The sequence below is a fragment of the Enterobacter cloacae complex sp. IR5459 genome (assembly GCF_049238005.1).
GTDB classification, from domain to species: domain Bacteria; phylum Pseudomonadota; class Gammaproteobacteria; order Enterobacterales; family Enterobacteriaceae; genus Enterobacter; species Enterobacter hormaechei_C.
In genome coordinates this window covers 102,039-119,064 of record NZ_JBMKIG010000012.1, presented here as the reverse complement: position 1 = coordinate 119,064, position 17,026 = coordinate 102,039, and the positions used below count along the sequence as shown (strand labels likewise).

The window sequence follows — 17,026 nt, the reverse complement described above, 5'->3', positions numbered from 1 at the left end:
TTCAGACTTACTTAGTAATACGACCCTGAGCATCTTTCAGCGCGGCATCGACAGTCTGGCGACCGCTTGCAGCGTTGATGACGGCGGTACGGGTGGCGTACCAGAATGCAGCCATCTGAGGGATGTTCGGCATGATTTCGCCTTTCTGGGCGTTATCCATGGTGGCCGCAATACGTGGATCTTTCGCCAGCTGATCCTGGAAGGATTTCAGCGCAACGGCGCCCAGCGGTTTGTCCTTGTTCACTTCATCCAGACCCTGATCGGTCAGCAGGTAGTTTTCGAGGAACTCTTTCGCCAGCTCTTTGTTCGGGCTGGCGGCGTTGATGCCTGCGCTCAGCACGCCCACGAACGGTTTAGACGGTTTGCCGTTGAAGGTTGGCAGCAGGGTCACGCCGTAGTTGATTTTGCTCTTGTCGATGTTGGTCCAGGCCCACGGACCGTTGATGGTCATCGCGGTTTCGCCTTTGTTGAACGCCGCTTCCGCGATGGAGTAGTCAGTATCCGCGTTCATGTGTTTGTTCTTAATCAGGTCAACCAGGAAGGTCAGACCTTTTTTCGCGCCCGCACTGTCCACCCCCACGTCTTTCACGTCATATTTGCCGTTTTCAAACTTGAACGCGTAGCCGCCGTCGGCAGCAATCAGCGGCCAGGTGAAATACGGTTCTTGCAGGTTGAACATCAGAGCGGATTTACCCTTCGCCTTCAGCTCTTTATCCAGAGCAGGGATCTCTTCCCAGGTTTTCGGTGGGTTTGGCACCAGGTCTTTGTTGTAAATCAGTGACAGGGCTTCAACCGCGATTGGGTAAGCGATCAGCTTGCCGTTATAGCGAACGGCGTCCCAGGTGAACGGGAACAGTTTGTCCTGGAAGGCTTTGTCTGGCGTAACTTCTGCCAGCAGGCCAGACTGCGCGTAGCCCCCGAAACGGTCATGCGCCCAGAAGATAATGTCCGGACCATCGCCCGTTGCCGCAACCTGCGGGAACTTCTCTTCCAGTTTGTCCGGGTGCTCTACGGTGACTTTGATACCGGTGTCTTTCTCGAATTTTTTGCCCACTTCGGCCAGACCGTTATAGCCCTTGTCGCCGTTAATCCAGATAACCAGCTTACCTTCTTCAATTTTGGCGAGAGCCGGTGCGGAAATCATCATTGCTGCGAGGGCGGACAATGCGAAAACGCGTGCGCCAGTCTTGATCTTCATATCTGCCATCCTTTATTGGTGATGTGCTCGTGGATACATAAGGTGGTTCAACGTGACTCAGTCTCCTTATTTGACATCCTCTTTCCATCCTCCCAGTCCCTACGCCCCACCCCCTGTTTGTGTGATCCCTGTAACATAAATTTAAGTTATGAGTGCTGGCGCACATAAAAACCCACTGAATTTTGCAGGCCGCTTCACGATTTTCGCCTCGGCCCCTCAGCTGCGGTCGCAGAGCCTGCTCTCTCATCCTCCCGCCTCCTCCCCCATAAAAAAGCCGGGGGGTGGAGGATTCACGAAAGTAATGGAACACGCATAGTGAACTTATCTTGAATGTTTCTGTCGGTGACAGGTTGTAACGAAGGGAGAAGGGCATGGCGAGCGTACAGCTGCGTAATGTAACGAAAGCCTGGGGCGACGTAGTGGTGTCAAAAGACATCAATCTGGACATCCACGAAGGTGAATTTGTGGTGTTCGTGGGTCCATCAGGCTGTGGTAAATCGACTCTGCTGCGTATGATTGCCGGTCTTGAAACCATCACCAGTGGCGATTTATTTATTGGTGATACCCGAATGAACGACATCCCGCCAGCAGAACGCGGCGTGGGCATGGTGTTCCAGTCTTATGCGCTTTATCCGCATCTTTCCGTTGCCGAGAACATGTCCTTTGGCCTGAAGCTGGCCGGCGCGAAAAAAGAGACCATTAACCAGCGCGTCACCCAGGTGGCGGAAGTGCTTCAGCTGGCACATCTGCTGGAGCGTAAACCGAAGGCGCTCTCCGGCGGTCAGCGTCAGCGTGTGGCGATCGGCCGTACGCTGGTGGCCGAGCCGCGCGTGTTCCTGCTCGATGAACCTCTCTCTAACCTGGATGCCGCCCTGCGCGTCCAGATGCGTATCGAAATCTCCCGTCTGCACAAACGCCTTGGACGCACGATGATTTACGTCACCCACGATCAGGTCGAAGCGATGACGCTGGCCGACAAAATCGTGGTGCTGGATGCCGGTCGCGTGGCGCAGGTGGGCAAACCGCTGGAGCTGTATCACTACCCGGCAGACCGCTTTGTTGCGGGCTTTATTGGCTCGCCAAAGATGAACTTCCTGCCCGTAAAAGTGACCGCGACGGCAATCGAACAGGTACAGGTGGAGCTGCCAAACCGTCAGCAAGTCTGGCTGCCGGTCGACAGCGCCAACGTACAGGTGGGGGCCAATATGTCCCTCGGTATCCGCCCTGAGCATTTACTGCCGAGCCACATCGCTGATGTGACGCTGGAAGGTGAAGTTCAGGTCGTCGAACAGCTTGGTCACGAAACACAGATTCATATCCAGATCCCCGCCATCCGTCAGAACCTGGTCTACCGCCAGAATGACGTGGTGTTGGTAGAAGAGGGTGCCACATTCGCTATCGGTTTGCCGCCAGAGCGTTGCCATCTGTTCCGTGAGGATGGCACTGCATGTCGTCGGTTGCACAAAGAGCCAGGCGTTTAAGCATTCCAATTACAAAGAAAAGCAATGATCTCAGGAGATAGAATAATGATTACTCTGCGCAAAGTCCCTCTGGCTGTCGCCATTGCGGCAGGCATCCTGTCTGCCCAGGCGGGCGCCGTAGACTTTAAAGGTTATGCTCGTTCCGGCATTGGCTGGACCGGAAGTGGCGGTGAACAACAATGTTTCCAGGCAACAGGCGCACAAAGTAAATACCGTCTCGGTAACGAATGTGAAACCTACGCCGAACTGAAACTGGGCCAGGAAGTGTGGAAAGAAGGCGACAAGAGCTTCTATTTCGACACCAACGTAGCGTACTCCGTTTCTCAACAGAATGACTGGGAATCCACCAGCCCGGCCTTCCGTGAAGCTAACGTGCAGGGTAAAAACCTGATTGAATGGCTGCCAGGCTCTACCATCTGGGCCGGTAAGCGCTTCTATCAGCGTCATGACGTACACATGATCGACTTCTACTACTGGGATATCTCTGGTCCTGGTGCCGGTATTGAAAACATCGATCTGGGCTTTGGTAAACTCTCTCTGGCAGCGACCCGTTCTTCTGAGTCCGGCGGTTCTGCAACCTTCGCCGATCGTGATGCGAACGGCGACCGTATTTATGACAACGTGGTACCAAACGATGTCTTCGACGTCCGTTTAGCCGGTCTGGAAACCAACCCGGGCGGTACGCTGGAGCTGGGCGTTGACTACGGTCATACCAACATTCCTGACGACTACTATCTGCAACCTGGCGCCTCTAAAGATGGCTGGCTGTTCACCGCTGAACACACCCAGAGCATGATGAAAGGATTCAACAAGTTCGTACTGCAATACGGTACGGATTCCATGACCTCTAACGGTAAAGGTATTCCACAGGGCGGCAGCATCGATAACGACGGCTCTATGTGGCGCGTGCTGGACCACGGTGCAATCACCCTGGCAGACCGTTGGGACCTGATGTACGTCGGTATGTACCAGAACATCGATCGTGACAACAACAACGGTACCGAGTGGTGGACCGTGGGTGTTCGTCCAATGTTCAAATGGACGCCGATCATGAGCACCTTGCTGGAAGTGGGCTACGACAACGTTAAGTCTCAGAAAACTGACGACAAAAACAGCCAGTACAAAATCACCCTGGCACAGCAATGGCAGGCAGGCGACAGCATCTGGTCCCGTCCGGCTATCCGTGTCTTCGCAACCTACGCGAAGTGGGATGAGAAATGGGGCTATGCAAACAACGACTCAGGTGCAGGTTACACCTCTGGCGTAGCGTATAGCGACACCTCCGCGAAAACCTTCAGCCGTGGCGACAACGATGAGTGGACCTTCGGCGCCCAGATGGAAATCTGGTGGTAATTCGTCGAGCCTGACGTAATGACCTGAAAAGAGGGGCGTAAGCCCCTCTCTCCTTAGGGTGCTGCGCGCTATTGCCTGGCCACCGCAGTGCTCACGCTATCAGAGGTAATAACAATGAAAATGAAGAAAAGTCTCGTCGCGCTGTGCCTCTCTGCGGGGCTGTTGGCCTGTGCGCCTGCGCTCACCTATGCAGATGTGAATTTTGTTCCTCAAAATACCAGTGCTGCGCCAGCTATTCCGGCTGCGGCTCTTCAGCAACTGGTGTGGACGCCAGTTGATCAGTCGAAAACTCAAACCACGCAGCTTGCCGCTGGCGGTCAGTCGCTGAACGTGCCGGGTATCAGCGGTCCGGTTGCGGCTTTCAGCGTGCCGGCGAATATCGGCGAGCTGACCCTGACGTTAACCAGTGAAGTCAATAAACAGACCAGCGTCTTCGCGCCTAACGTGCTGATCCTCGATCAGAGCATGACGCCATCCGCATTCTTCCCAAGCGACTATTTCAGCTATCAGGAGCCTGGCGTCATGAGTGCCGATCGGCTGGAAGGCGTTATGCGCCTGACGCCAGCCCTGGGTCAGCAGAAGATTTATGTCCTGGTGTTCACGACTGAAAAAGATCTGCAACAGACAACGAAGCTGATTGATCCGGCGAAAGCCTACGCAAAAGGCACCGGTAACGCTGTCCCGGATATCCCGGATCCGCATGCTCGCCATACTACCGACGGCCTGATCAAGCTGAAAGTCTCCACCAACAGCGCCTCCAGCGTACTCGTAGGCCCGCTGTTTGGCTCATCTGGCCCGGGGCCGGTAACGGTGGGTAATACTGCCGCGCCTGTGTATGCCGCGCCAGCCGCAACACCGGCCGCGGCTCCGGCCCCGGCGAAAAAAGCCGAGCCGGTGCTTAACGATACTGAAACGTACTTTAACAACGCCATCAAGCAGGCAGTTAAAAACGGCGATGTCGATAAAGCGCTGAAACTGCTTGATGAAGCCGAGCGTTTAGGTTCAACCACTGCCCGTTCCACCTTTATCAGCAGTGTAAAAGGCAAGGGGTAACCGTCTCCCCACAGTGCTGATTTTGTTAGTCGTTTGGTGCGCCTTCACGGGCGCACTTTTTTTGGCTAAGTTGCACCATTGTTGCGATAGTGATCGTTAAATTCTGTTTGTCCGTCCTCATTTTGCCAATCTGCGATACAATGCTTTTACGTTATGTATCGGAGAGTCTGGCATGTCACACCCCGCGCTCACGCAGCTGCGTGCGCTACGCTATTTCGACCACATCCCTGCGCTTGACCCGGAACAGCTGGACTGGCTGCTGCTGGAAGATTCCATGACAAAACGTTTTGAGCAACAGGGTAAAACGGTCACGGTGACGATGATTCAGGAAGGGTTTGTCTCGCCTGCGGAGATTGCCAGCGAGCTGCCGCTGCTGCCGCAGGAAGAACGCTACTGGCTGCGTGAAATTTTACTGTGTGCAGATGGCGAGCCGTGGCTTGCCGGGCGGACGGTGGTTCCTGAGTCTACACTTTCCGGGCCGGAGCTGGCATTGCAACGCCTCGGCAAAACGCCCCTGGGGCGCTATCTGTTCACCTCGTCTGAACTGACCCGTGATTTTATTGAAATTGGTTGCGATGCCGATTTGTGGGGGCGCCGTTCCCGCCTTCGTTTGAGTGGCAAGCCGTTAATACTGACGGAACTCTTTTTGCCTGCATCGCCGTTGTACTAAGAGGGAGAGAAAATGGAGTGGAGTCTGACGCAGAATAAGCTGCTGGCCTATCACCGCCTGATGCGTACTGATAAACCCATTGGCGCGCTGCTGCTGCTGTGGCCGACCTTATGGGCGCTGTGGGTTGCCACGCCGGGCGTGCCGCCGCTGTGGATCCTGGCGGTATTTGTGGCGGGCGTCTGGCTGATGCGCGCTGCGGGCTGTGTGGTCAACGACTATGCTGACCGGAAATTTGATGGACATGTTAAGCGCACCGCGAATCGTCCTCTGCCGAGCGGTCAGGTGACCGGGAAAGAGGCGCGCATTCTGTTTGTGGTGCTGGTGCTTCTCTCTTTCATGCTGGTGTTAACCCTTAACACCATGACCATTCTACTGTCCGTTGCGGCTCTGGCGCTGGCCTGGGTTTACCCGTTCATGAAGCGATACACCCATCTGCCGCAGGTGGTATTGGGTGCGGCATTTGGCTGGTCGATTCCCATGGCGTTTGCCGCGGTCAGCGAGTCCGTTCCGCTCAGCTGCTGGCTGATGTTCCTGGCGAATATTCTCTGGGCCGTTGCGTACGATACCCAATACGCGATGGTCGATCGCGATGACGATCTCAAGATTGGCATCAAATCGACGGCGATCCTGTTTGGTCGTCACGACAAGCTGATCATCGGCATATTACAGGTGGCGGTGCTGGCGCTGATGGTGGCGATTGGTCGCCTGAACGGGCTGAACTGGGAGTTTTACTGGTCCGTACTGGTGGCGGGGCTGCTGTTTGCGTATCAGCAGAAGCTGATCGCGAAGCGCGAGCGTGAAGCCTGCTTTAAAGCGTTTCTGAATAATAACTACGTCGGGCTGGTGCTGTTTCTGGGCCTGGCGATGAGTTACTGGTCATAAAAAAGCCGGGTGGCGGCTTCGCCTTACCCGGCCTACGATTTAGCGGAACATGTAGGCCGGGTAAGCGTTAGCGTCACCCGGCTTTAGCATCATTCGCCCTGCGTCGAACTCTCAATCGTTAAACGCACATCCGCGGTAATCAGCTCTGCCAGCATCTGGTAAACCTTCATCGTCTCTTCCGGCTCGGCATCGCCCGTATCGCTAATGTACCCTTCGTCGCGCAGCGTCAGCACCAGGGAGCTGAATACCGCTTTGTCGAAGAATTCCGGGGCGTTAATGCCATGCAGAACGGAGAGGCGCTGGGCCAGCGTCCGGCTCTCTTTTTCCAGCGTACCGCGGTTGATGGACGGATTTGCACTCAGCAACCAGAAGGTAATGGCGTAGCGCTGCAACGTCTCACGCGCACCGGAAGCCAGGAGCTGCAAGGTACGTGAACGTGACGGATTGATATGCAGTTCATCATCACTGATGGTAATCAGCCCCTGACGATGCATCTCTGCCGTCATTTTATCGAGCTCTGCCGCCAGTTCATCCTTACTCCAGCGCAGGAACAGCTCCGCTTTCAGCATCGGGTAGATGGCCTGAATATGGCGCAGCAGCTCCTGACGCGAAATACGGCGGTGCTGGGTAATAATGGCCGCCATCAGCGACGGCAGCATCAGCATGTGCGTGATGTTATTACGGTAGTAGGTCATCAGCACGGCCTGCTCGCGCGGCAGAATGATGATGTCACCAATCGTATCTTTCTCGACTTCGAACTTGTTCATCTGCAACGCGTGATCGATCAGCTCGCTGGCGGTGGCAGACGGCACGGTCGAATCCACGGAATACGGCACGTTGCGCATGATATCCAGGTAGCAGTCAATCTGCTCGGTCAGCTGTTCGCGGGTCAGTGAACGCTGGCGAGAGGCCAGAAGCGCAGTACAACACAGGTTCATGGCGTTTGCCGCACCAGCATTGTTGATGCGTACCATCAGCTCGGATGCAATGCCGTTGACCGTTGGCGTCAGCCAGGCCGGACGTACCGCTTCGATAGGATCGATAGACTCGCGCCACTCCGGAACATGATGGTTCAGATATGTCATCAGCGGCAGGGGCTCGCCAAAGTTCACGTATCCCTGGCCGAGGTTGCGCAATTTACTCAGCCCACGCAGCATCTGCGGCAGACTCTCTTTCTCTTTAGTCGCACCGCGCAGCTCTTTCGCGTAGGTGCCAACTTCCATCACGTGTTCATAACCGATGTAAATCGGCACCAGCGTGATAGGACGGGTACCGCCACGCAGCATGGCCTGAATGGTCATCGACAGCGTGCCGGTCTTTGGATCGAGCAGACGACCGGTACGCGAGCGACCGCCTTCAACAAAGTACTCCACAGAATAACCGCGGCTGAACAGCTCGCCCAGATACTCCCTGAAGACGGTGGAGTAAAGCTTGTTACCTTTAAAGGTACGACGAATGAAGAACGCACCCAGACGGCGGAAAATCGGGCCTGCTGGCCAGAAGTTCAGGTTGATACCGGCAGCAATATGCGGTGGCACCAACCCCTGGTGATAGAGCACGTAAGAGAGCAACAAGTAGTCCATGTGGCTGCGGTGGCAGGGCACATAGACAATCTCGTGGCCGTCGTGCGCTAACTGACGCACGCGTTCGGCGTTGTGGACGTTAATCCCCTGATAGAGGCGGTTCCACGTGAAGCCGAGGATACGGTCAGAGAGGCGAATCATCTCGTAGGAGAAGTTCGCGGCGATCTCTTCCATCAGCGCGATTGCGTTCTGCTGCGCTTTCTCGTGCGAAATTTTCTTGCTGCGCGCTTCGTCTTCTACGGCACGGGCAATCGCTTTGGAAGCCAGCAGCTTGTTGAACAGATCCTGACGTGCCGGGAGACGTGGTCCAACGGCCGCCAGACGCTGACGTGCAAAGTGCATACGCGCAACGCGCGCCAGCTTTTGCGCAATGATTTTGTCAGTGCCGTGTTCATCCGCCATGCGGCGCAGTGAAACGGAAGGTGAGAAGCGGACAAAACTGTCGCGTCCCAGCCAGGAGACGGCGAAAAACTTCTGAATGCCGTTGAGCATACGCAGCGGCGGGTTCTCTTCCCCTTTTTCGCGCCCCGGACGACGGCCAAACATCACCGACACCGGCACCATCTGCACGTCCAGATCGGGGTTGCTGCGGTGAAGATCGAGGTAATCATGGAACAGCTTAATGGACTCTTCTTTCGGCGTGTAATAGGTGAACACGCGCGGCCCGCCATGGATGAACACGTAGCGTGGCAGCAGCGTACCGTCGACTTCCAGCGGTTCAAGTGGGTCAGGTAAATCGTGCGCCAGACATTGAGCGCGAAGCGTCAGCAGGTCTGCCTTCGAGTTATAAGGCAAAACGTACATAATAGGGCGCGACGTATCGAGCCCTAATTCCAGCGCAGGTTCTGCTGGGATAGACTTACTTTTTACCAGGACGCTTAATGGTAAATTAAGTAATTTGTAGTAAATTCGTGGCCAGCCGGACATAAACGATGTAAAGCCTCTGGTTAATAATGCAATTGCGGCGCAAGGATAACAGAAAGCGCGCAAAATTTCTGTTGTTACCCGTCATACTTCAGGTTGCAGCAAAACGCGCTGCGGCTTTAGTTACAGACGCTATTTATCATAAAAGGTTCTTTTAATGGCCAATAATACCACTGGGTTAACTCGAATCATTAAAGCTGCCGGTTATTCATGGAAAGGTTTCCGCGCTGCATGGGTTAATGAAGCCGCTTTCCGCCAGGAGGCGGTTGCTGCAATCGTTGCCGTTGTCATCGCCTGCTTCCTTGATGTTGATGCTATCACCCGCGTACTGCTCATCGGATCTGTCCTTCTGGTGATGATAGTGGAAATTCTTAATAGCGCTATTGAGGCCGTTGTTGACCGAATCGGGTCGGAATTCCATGAATTGTCTGGCCGGGCGAAAGACATGGGTTCCGCTGCCGTACTGCTGGCGATTATCACTGCGGCGATCACCTGGGTCACGCTGCTTTGGTCGCATTTCCGATGAGCCTCGAGGAATAATTAAGTCCCTGGTTTTTTGTGCAGTTTTTGGTTCCAAAATCGCCTTTGACTGTATATACTCACAGCATAACTGTATATACACCCAGGGGGCGGTATGAAAGCGTTAACGACCAGGCAGCAAGAGGTGTTTGATCTCATTCGGGATCATATCGGCCAGACGGGTATGCCACCCACGCGTGCAGAAATTGCGCAGCGTCTGGGCTTCCGTTCTCCTAATGCTGCCGAAGAGCACCTTAAAGCGCTGGCGCGTAAGGGCGTGATTGAGATTGTTTCCGGCGCCTCACGCGGTATTCGTCTGCTGGTGGAAGAAGAGAGCGGTATTCCGCTGGTGGGTCGCGTAGCGGCAGGTGAACCTCTGCTGGCGCAGCAGCACATCGAAGGGCACTATCAGGTTGATCCAGGCATGTTCAAGCCGAGCGCCGATTTCCTGCTGCGCGTTAGCGGAATGTCCATGAAAGATATCGGTATTCTGGATGGCGATCTGCTGGCGGTACACAAAACGCAGGACGTGCGTAACGGGCAAGTCGTGGTGGCGCGCATTGATGATGAAGTGACGGTTAAGCGCCTGAAAAAACAAGGCAATACTGTGCAGCTTCTGCCTGAAAACAATGAATTCTCCCCGATTGTGGTGGATCTCCGCGAGCAGAGCTTCTCTATTGAAGGACTGGCGGTCGGCGTTATCCGCAACGGTGAATGGCTGTAATCTCTTCCTGACAGGCTGTAGTTCCTCTACAGCCTGGCCTGTTTTCTGATTCCGGTAATTTCCATGGCATTGCTAACTTCTGCCGATAAGGCGTTGTGGCGTCTTGCGCTACCGATGATTTTTTCTAATATTACCGTTCCTCTGCTGGGGCTGGTGGATACGGCGGTTATCGGGCATCTCGATTCGCCGATTTATCTCGGCGGCGTCGCGATCGGCGCAACGGCGACCAGCTTCCTCTTTATGCTGCTGCTTTTTCTGCGCATGAGTACGACAGGCCTGACTGCTCAGGCGTATGGTGCAAAAGATCCCCTGCGTCTGGCGCGTGCGCTGGTTCAGCCGCTTATTCTGGCATTCGGTGCTGGCGCGTTAATTGTTCTGTTGCGTACACCGCTGATTGATCTTGCGCTCCATATTGTGGGCGGCAGCGATGCCGTACTGGAACAGGCCCGGCGGTTCCTCGAAATTCGCTGGCTCAGCGCGCCCGCTTCACTGGCAAACCTGGTCCTGCTGGGCTGGCTGTTGGGCGTGCAGTACGCCCGCGCGCCGGTGATCCTGCTGGTGGTGGGCAACCTGCTTAACATTGTGCTCGATCTGTGGCTGGTGATGGGGCTGCACATGAACGTCCGGGGCGCGGCGCTGGCCACGGCAATTGCCGAGTACGGTACGCTGCTGATCGGTTTGGGGATGGTCTGGCGCGTGCTGGCGATGCGCGGTATCCCCCTGGATCTGCTGAAATCGGCCTGGCGCGGCAACATTCGTAAGCTGCTGGCGCTTAATCGCGACATCATGCTCCGTTCTCTCCTGCTGCAACTCTGCTTTGGCGCCTTAACCGTTTTTGGTGCGCGTCTTGGGCCTGAGATCGTTGCCGTCAACGCAGTGCTCATGACGTTACTGACCTTTACCGCTTACGCGCTGGATGGTTTTGCTTACGCCGTCGAGGCGCATTCAGGGCAGGCCTATGGCGCGCGTGAAAGCGGCCAGTTACGTGAAGTCTGGCGTGCTGCCTGTCGTCAGGCGGGTCTGGTGGCGCTGGCCTTTGCTCTGGTATACGCCTGTTTTGGTGGGCATATTGTCGCACTACTCACCTCGTTGCCCGCGCTACGTGAGCTGGCCGATCGCTACATCCTCTGGCAGGTAGTATTACCGGTGGTGGGTGTGTGGTGCTATTTGCTGGACGGCATGTTTATTGGTGCGACGCGAGGGGCGGAGATGCGCAACAGCATGGCGGTCGCGGCGGCGGGGTTTGGCCTGACGCTGCTGACCCTGCCGTATCTCGGCAATCATGGTCTGTGGCTGGCGCTAGCGGTGTTTCTCTCACTGCGTGGCCTTTCGTTGGCCGTTATCTGGCATCGTCACTGGCGAAACAATACCTGGTTTCCAGCCCCGCACGATATATCGTAACGGTTAAAGATTCCGAATATAAAAACAACTACCGAATCCTTAACTACAATAATAATCACGTCCAGCAGAAAAGAACGTAGCGGGCGATACTCATAGACGCTTAACACGAGGACACGATTATGAATAAAGACGAAATCGGCGGCAACTGGAAGCAATTCAAAGGTAAAGCGAAAGAACAGTGGGGTAAGCTGACAGATGACGATATGACCGTCATTGAAGGTAAGCGCGATCAGCTGGTAGGTAAAATCCAGGAGCGCTACGGTTACGAAAAAGATCAGGCGGAAAACGAAGTCAAAGACTGGGAAACCCGTAACGACTACCGCTGGTAACCGGTACTATCCCCAAGGGCGGCCCTGAGCCGCCTTTTTCTTTGGCTTTAACGCGGCTTTTTCTTCACCAGGATAGAGTGATCGTGCTGACAGTCATCCTGATGACGGCATGACTCCACCTCCACGCAGGCAGAACATAAGCCGTGGGCTTCAATCACGTTATGTCGCAGCGCAAAGCCCATTCTGGCTGCCAGCGTATGCATAATATCTTCCACACCTTCCGCACACTCTTCCTTCACCACACCACAGCGATCGCAGATAAACATGGCGGACGTGTGAGTTGGCTGGTCAAAAAGATGGCACAGCACATAGCTGTTTGTTGATTCCACTTTATGCACAAATCCTTGCTCCAGCAGAAAATCCAGCGCCCGATAAACGGTCGGCGGTTTTGCCTGCGGCTCGCTTTCACGCAGCAGATCGAGCAGATCGTAGGCGCTGATGGCGCCCTGTTGCAGGCTCATCAGACGCAGTACCTCAAGGCGCTGCGGGGTCAGGCGCACATTGCGTTGCGCGCACAGCTTTTCAGCTTGCGCTAACAGCTCTTTTGTGGACTTGTCCATCGGGCACCTCGGATGTGGTAAGGGGTCAAAACTCTCACTTTATCATGTTCTGCTAAAAACACCGAGATCCGCCAGGCTGTGCTATACCTGACGCATCGCAAATCAGGAGATCGCAAAATGAAAAGACCTGACTGTATTCGGCACTGGCGGGACGTGGAAGGCGCTGATGACGCAACGTATCCTGACAGCAACGAACGTTTTTCTATTGGCGCGCCGCTGGCCCGCAAACTGGGTCTCGGCCGCATTGGTATTCACCATGAACGGCTGCCGCCCGGACGCCGCACATCTTATCCGCATGCGGAAAGCGACGAAGAGGAGTTTGTTTACGTTCTGGAGGGTTACCCTGAGGCCTGGATCAATGGCTATTTATGGAAGCTCGAACCCGGAGACAGCGTGGGATTTCCAGCCGGGACGGGCGTGTGTCACACCTTTATCAACAATACCGATGAAGAGGTGCGCTTACTGGTGGTGGGTGAGGCCAATAAAAAACATAACCGTATCTACTATCCGCTCAATCCGGTGTATGCCGCGACGCGCGAAGACCGCTGGGTCGACCATCCGCCTCAGTTTTTTGGGCCGCACGATGGAAAACCTGGGCGAAAATAATTTCCTCTTCTATAAATATTGATGGTCGTCACATATTACAACAGGCCGGGATGGAATTTAACTTAAGGAAATAGCGGGTCTTTTTGCACTTATTCACAGCAATAGTTCGTTCCTGTTTGGGTGATAACAGACAGGGTTAACTAATAACAAACTATTTACGAGCACACTGTGAAAAAACATTTTAAATTTTCGATGGTTAGCATCGCTGTCTCCTTTTTTATGGCAAATCAGGCGGGAGCAGCCAATACCTGGACGGAAGCGCGTAGCGACGCAATGGGCGGAACGGGTGTCGCGGCAGGGAGCTATGGCAGCGGGGCGTTAATCAACCCCGCGTTGCTGGCAAAATCTAAGCCCGAGGATGATGTGACGGTTATTTTGCCGTCCGTTGGCGTGCAGGTGACCGATGAAGACAATCTTCAGGACGAGATTGATACCATTAACGACAAAATCAATCATTACAAGGATGTGGTTGATAGTCTGACCCCCATTGAAGTTATCACCAATCCATTAGGTTCGATCAATCAGTTCCAGGGCGCAGCGAAAGATCTCGCTGATGAACTGGACTACCTGAAAGGCAAGACCGCACACGCCACCGCAGGGGCGGGGATTGCCGTCAGTATCCCTAACGATGTTCTTTCCGTGGCCTTTATGGCAAAAGGCTATGCCCATGGCCGGGTCAGCTCTTCAATCGATCAGCAGGACATTGATTATCTGCGCGGTATACAACGAAGCGATGCGGTGGCTGCCGGTGTGGCGCTGGATGCCGCGCTAAACGGTACCGATCAGATCACCAAAAACCTTAACTCTACGGCGTCTGGTCGGGCGGCGATTGTGTCCGACTACGGTATTGCGGTGGCCCGTCAGTTCGATCTTGGCGGCGTTCCGGTTTCCGTTGGCGTCACGCCGAAGTTGCAAAAAACCTGGCTCTATAACTACACCACCTCAATCTACGATTACGACAGTAATAAGTGGAACGACAGCCGCTACCGTACCGACGACACTGGCTTCAACGTCGATGCCGGTATTGCGGCTGATTTCGGTGAAAACTGGACGGTCGGTGTGAGCGGACAAAACCTGATGTCGCGCGATATCGATACCAAAGATATCCGCATTCGCAACGGACGCACGGGAGAGGTAGTGAGTTATAAAGACACCTATCAGATCCGTCCGCTGGTCACTGCCGGGGCCGCCTGGCATAACGATCTGGTCACGCTTACCGCAGACGGCGATCTGACCGAAACCAAGGGCTTTAAAAGCGAAGACACCTCCCAGTACGTTGGCGTCGGTGCCGAAGTCACGCCGCTGAGCTGGCTGGCAGTACGCGCCGGTTATCGTGCGGATATGAAAGGGAACGACAGCAACGTCTTTACCGGCGGTGTCGGTTTCGCGCCGTTCAACGCCGTCCACGTTGACCTGATGGGGCTTTATGGCGAAGACGAGACCTGGGGCGCAGGGGCACAGTTGAGCATGACGTTCTAAAGTCCACCGGAGGCGCTGCGCCTCCGGCTTTTCTTTATGCTATAGTAGCGCCCCTTTTCCACCAGATGCTTAAAACTTCGCCATGTCGTCAGAATTCCAGACCGCTTTCCCTGCACACCGTTTCTCCATTGCGCCAATGCTCGATAGGACGGATAGTTCAGTTAAATCGGTGGATTTGGTGTGTCATGGGGTTCTATTGGGAACCTGTTGTCTTAACTTTTCTATTCATATCTATTCATTGAGCATCATTTGCTCAGGTATTAAATTGACCGGATATGCCCACAGGTATTAAAATCACTTAAAACAACTGCGGTTGTTAGGTTTTAAAGTCACATTTGATGAAGGATAACTTGATGCTAAATATTAGATTCGATTCAGAAAAGGCTTTAGAGGCCATTCTGTACGTCGCCTCTAAAGCACCAATTCCTGACATCTACCATGTTGGTAAGATTTTGTATTATGCCGACCGGTTTCATCTGGAGGCGTTTGGTCGTCTTATCACTGGCGATCAGTATAACGCCATGAAAGATGGCCCGGTTGCCAGCAATACATACGACATCATTAAGATAGCCAGAGGTGACGGTCGCTACATTCCAAATGGATGTGATACTGACTCAGTGCGTAAGGCATTCTGTATCGCTGGTATGAATGTGGTTCCTCGTCGTAAACCAGATGAAGATTTTCTGAGTGAGTCCGATTTAGAGTGTATCGATAAGTCAATCGAGATGCTCGGTGAAATGTCTTTCGAAGAAATCAAAAACATGAGCCATGATGCTGCATGGGAAGCTGCTGATAGAAATGGTGAGATGCCACTTGAATCCATCATCGGTCAGCTTCAAAATAGCGAAATGATTTTGGATTATCTTCATAACGGATATTGATACTTATGCTGGGTGATAGCTTTCCTCCTGAATTTATGGCTAGTTTTAGTCGAGATAGAGGCATATCACCTGGCGATGTTTTGTATCTTCACTGCGAGTTTACTACTCCTCCCAAAGTGAAGTTTATGGTAGTAGTTTGCTGTGAGCCTCTTCTAGTTCTCTTGATAAACTCTGAAGTTAACCCATTCATCCAGAGAAATGCGTCAATGATGGCGTGTCAGGTAGCTGTTAACCAAAAAGACCATGATTTCCTTGACTGGGATTCTTTTGTGAATTGCATTGAAGCGCATGCAGCGTTCGATCTGGAGGTTATAAAAGAGCAAATAGCCACAGATTATGGTGGGATTTTGAAGGGGCGAATTACGGACCCTTGCATGCAACAGGTTCGAAATGCAGTTAATGTTTCTAAAACCATGGTTACGCGTCACAAAAAAGCGATCCTTTCTGCTCTTCAGGAATATGAATAAACCCGCTTTCAACGGGTTTGTTATCTTTTGCCCTTTAACTATTTTTCGGTTTAGCTGTTCTAACTCTCTCCCACTCAACTCGTCCCTCTTCCCTTCTCTTGTCGATATACTCTGCAAGATCCTGAATATTAATACAGCGCTTTGCTTTCTGAGAGGTTCCCACACGATAGGTTGGGATAGGCAACAGGCAGGCATTAGCTTTTGCCTCTGCTGTTGCCGGACTCATGCCGAAATACTTCTGGCATACCACTGAAAGTTCAATATTTGGGGTGTTGAACTCAGCCATAAGAAAAAAAAGAGTATTCATGGATTCTCCATAGCCCGGCTGCACCCGGGCGTTTAGGTTTATTCTTCTGTCAGGTGGGCAGCAGGCGCTGCCAAATTGCTGACACATATTTCGCCTGGTGGCGGGCATCGGCTAGTGCGTTGTGGGCTACACCATCAAATGACATATTGCGCTTTGGGTCGAAACCAAGTTCTTTGCCAAGCAGTACCATGGTGCGCACATCGCTATCGTTCCAGAATTGCCATGGGCAGATGTGGCCGGCGCGCTCATACGCAGAACGTAAAATCACGTTGTCGAAATTGGCACCATTGCCCCAGACTTTCAGATGACGTGGGTTGTCAGAGTTGCGGCTGACGAACGCGCTCAGTTCGGAGAGAGCTTTAGTGATGTGCCTGGTATCGTCGGTACAAATCGCGGCGCGAGCCTCTGACGATTGCTTTAGCCACCACAGAATGGTGTCACCATCAGGAGCAGCCCCTTGCTCCATAGCGCTGGTGAGATCCACAGCAGCATAGAACTCTGCGCCCATATATCCGCTTTGCGGATCAAAGAATACCGCGCCGATCGCGACAATGGGGGCTGTGGGCTTCTTACCCATTGTTTCTAAATCGATCATTAAATGGTTCATAT

Annotated in this window: 18 protein-coding genes; 13 read left to right on the top strand and 5 right to left on the bottom strand. The window is 53.6% G+C overall.

The features are described from left to right. Nucleotides 1–7 precede the first annotated feature (7 nt). Nucleotides 8–1,198, bottom strand: coding sequence for a maltose/maltodextrin ABC transporter substrate-binding protein MalE (gene malE / locus ACOTX4_RS21350; RefSeq protein WP_003860330.1), 1,191 nt, complete (start codon nt 1,196–1,198; stop codon nt 8–10). A gap of 371 nt (nt 1,199–1,569) precedes the next feature. On the opposite strand from malE, the gene malK reads away from it, so the two are divergent. The 5 genes from malK (at nt 1,570) to ubiA (ending at nt 6,637) form a co-directional block, all read left to right on the top strand. Beyond that, on the top strand, nt 1,570–2,679 hold the full coding sequence (malK, locus tag ACOTX4_RS21345; protein ID WP_003860329.1) for a maltose/maltodextrin ABC transporter ATP-binding protein MalK: 1,110 nt from the start codon (nt 1,570–1,572) through the stop codon (nt 2,677–2,679). 42 nt (nt 2,680–2,721) lie between these two features. Then, nucleotides 2,722–4,032 carry a maltoporin gene (locus ACOTX4_RS21340; RefSeq protein ID WP_026080558.1) on the top strand — a complete coding sequence of 437 codons (1,311 nt, stop codon included), beginning with the start codon at nt 2,722–2,724 and terminating at the stop codon, nt 4,030–4,032. A gap of 114 nt (nt 4,033–4,146) precedes the next feature. Beyond that, nucleotides 4,147–5,085, top strand: a complete 939-nt coding sequence (gene malM / locus ACOTX4_RS21335) for a maltose operon protein MalM (RefSeq protein WP_045331346.1) — start codon at nt 4,147–4,149, stop codon at nt 5,083–5,085. A gap of 172 nt (nt 5,086–5,257) precedes the next feature. Further along, entirely contained in the window at nt 5,258–5,755 is a 498-nt protein-coding gene (gene ubiC, locus ACOTX4_RS21330) for a chorismate lyase (protein ID WP_022646736.1), read from the top strand. A 12-nt stretch (nt 5,756–5,767) separates the two neighbouring features. After that, nucleotides 5,768–6,637, top strand: coding sequence for a 4-hydroxybenzoate octaprenyltransferase (gene ubiA / locus ACOTX4_RS21325; RefSeq protein ID WP_023315219.1), 870 nt, complete (start codon nt 5,768–5,770; stop codon nt 6,635–6,637). A gap of 89 nt (nt 6,638–6,726) precedes the next feature. Here the strand turns inward: ubiA and plsB are convergent, their stop codons facing one another. Continuing rightward, the gene (gene plsB, locus ACOTX4_RS21320) at nt 6,727–9,147 is read right to left on the bottom strand and encodes a glycerol-3-phosphate 1-O-acyltransferase PlsB (RefSeq protein WP_003860322.1); all 2,421 of its coding nucleotides are present in this window, start codon (nt 9,145–9,147) and stop codon (nt 6,727–6,729) included. A gap of 154 nt (nt 9,148–9,301) precedes the next feature. Between plsB and ACOTX4_RS21315 the strand changes: the two genes are divergently transcribed. The 4 genes from ACOTX4_RS21315 to ACOTX4_RS21300 all read left to right on the top strand — a co-directional run bounded on the left by ACOTX4_RS21315 (nt 9,302) and on the right by ACOTX4_RS21300 (nt 12,117). Then, a complete protein-coding gene (locus ACOTX4_RS21315; RefSeq protein WP_017382619.1) occupies nt 9,302–9,670 on the top strand; it encodes a diacylglycerol kinase in 369 nt (122 codons plus the stop codon). 108 nt (nt 9,671–9,778) lie between these two features. Then, complete coding sequence (lexA, locus tag ACOTX4_RS21310; RefSeq protein WP_003860318.1) at nt 9,779–10,387, top strand: transcriptional repressor LexA; 609 nt, start codon at nt 9,779–9,781, stop codon at nt 10,385–10,387. Between the two features lie 63 nt (nt 10,388–10,450). Beyond that, nucleotides 10,451–11,788: an MATE family efflux transporter DinF gene (gene dinF, locus ACOTX4_RS21305; RefSeq protein WP_045331350.1), complete on the top strand. Its 1,338-nt coding sequence runs from the start codon at nt 10,451–10,453 to the stop codon at nt 11,786–11,788. Nucleotides 11,789–11,907: 119 nt separating this feature from the next. Continuing rightward, nucleotides 11,908–12,117 carry a CsbD family protein gene (locus ACOTX4_RS21300; protein ID WP_003860314.1) on the top strand — a complete coding sequence of 70 codons (210 nt, stop codon included), beginning with the start codon at nt 11,908–11,910 and terminating at the stop codon, nt 12,115–12,117. A gap of 47 nt (nt 12,118–12,164) precedes the next feature. Here the strand turns inward: ACOTX4_RS21300 and zur are convergent, their stop codons facing one another. Further along, nucleotides 12,165–12,677 carry a zinc uptake transcriptional repressor Zur gene (zur, locus tag ACOTX4_RS21295; RefSeq protein WP_003860309.1) on the bottom strand — a complete coding sequence of 171 codons (513 nt, stop codon included), beginning with the start codon at nt 12,675–12,677 and terminating at the stop codon, nt 12,165–12,167. A 117-nt stretch (nt 12,678–12,794) separates the two neighbouring features. Between zur and ACOTX4_RS21290 the strand changes: the two genes are divergently transcribed. From ACOTX4_RS21290 to ACOTX4_RS21275, 4 genes are all read left to right on the top strand, one after another. Then, the gene (locus ACOTX4_RS21290; protein ID WP_003860307.1) at nt 12,795–13,283 is read left to right on the top strand and encodes a cupin domain-containing protein; all 489 of its coding nucleotides are present in this window, start codon (nt 12,795–12,797) and stop codon (nt 13,281–13,283) included. Nucleotides 13,284–13,475: 192 nt separating this feature from the next. Further along, on the top strand, nt 13,476–14,762 hold the full coding sequence (gene traF, locus ACOTX4_RS21285; RefSeq protein ID WP_153647855.1) for a conjugal transfer protein TraF: 1,287 nt from the start codon (nt 13,476–13,478) through the stop codon (nt 14,760–14,762). Between the two features lie 353 nt (nt 14,763–15,115). Next, on the top strand, nt 15,116–15,643 hold the full coding sequence (locus tag ACOTX4_RS21280) for a Panacea domain-containing protein (protein WP_223862365.1): 528 nt from the start codon (nt 15,116–15,118) through the stop codon (nt 15,641–15,643). Between the two features lie 5 nt (nt 15,644–15,648). Further along, complete coding sequence (locus tag ACOTX4_RS21275; RefSeq protein ID WP_032634262.1) at nt 15,649–16,110, top strand: hypothetical protein; 462 nt, start codon at nt 15,649–15,651, stop codon at nt 16,108–16,110. A gap of 34 nt (nt 16,111–16,144) precedes the next feature. On the opposite strand, the gene ACOTX4_RS21270 is transcribed toward ACOTX4_RS21275, so the two are convergent. Together ACOTX4_RS21270 and ACOTX4_RS21265 are read right to left on the bottom strand one after the other, a co-directional pair. Then, nucleotides 16,145–16,417 (bottom strand): pyocin activator PrtN family protein, encoded by a 273-nt coding sequence (locus ACOTX4_RS21270; protein ID WP_032634264.1) that lies wholly within the window; start codon nt 16,415–16,417, stop codon nt 16,145–16,147. 49 nt (nt 16,418–16,466) lie between these two features. Beyond that, nucleotides 16,467–17,024, bottom strand: a complete 558-nt coding sequence (locus tag ACOTX4_RS21265; protein WP_045911479.1) for a 3'-5' exonuclease — start codon at nt 17,022–17,024, stop codon at nt 16,467–16,469. Nucleotides 17,025–17,026 lie beyond the last annotated feature (2 nt).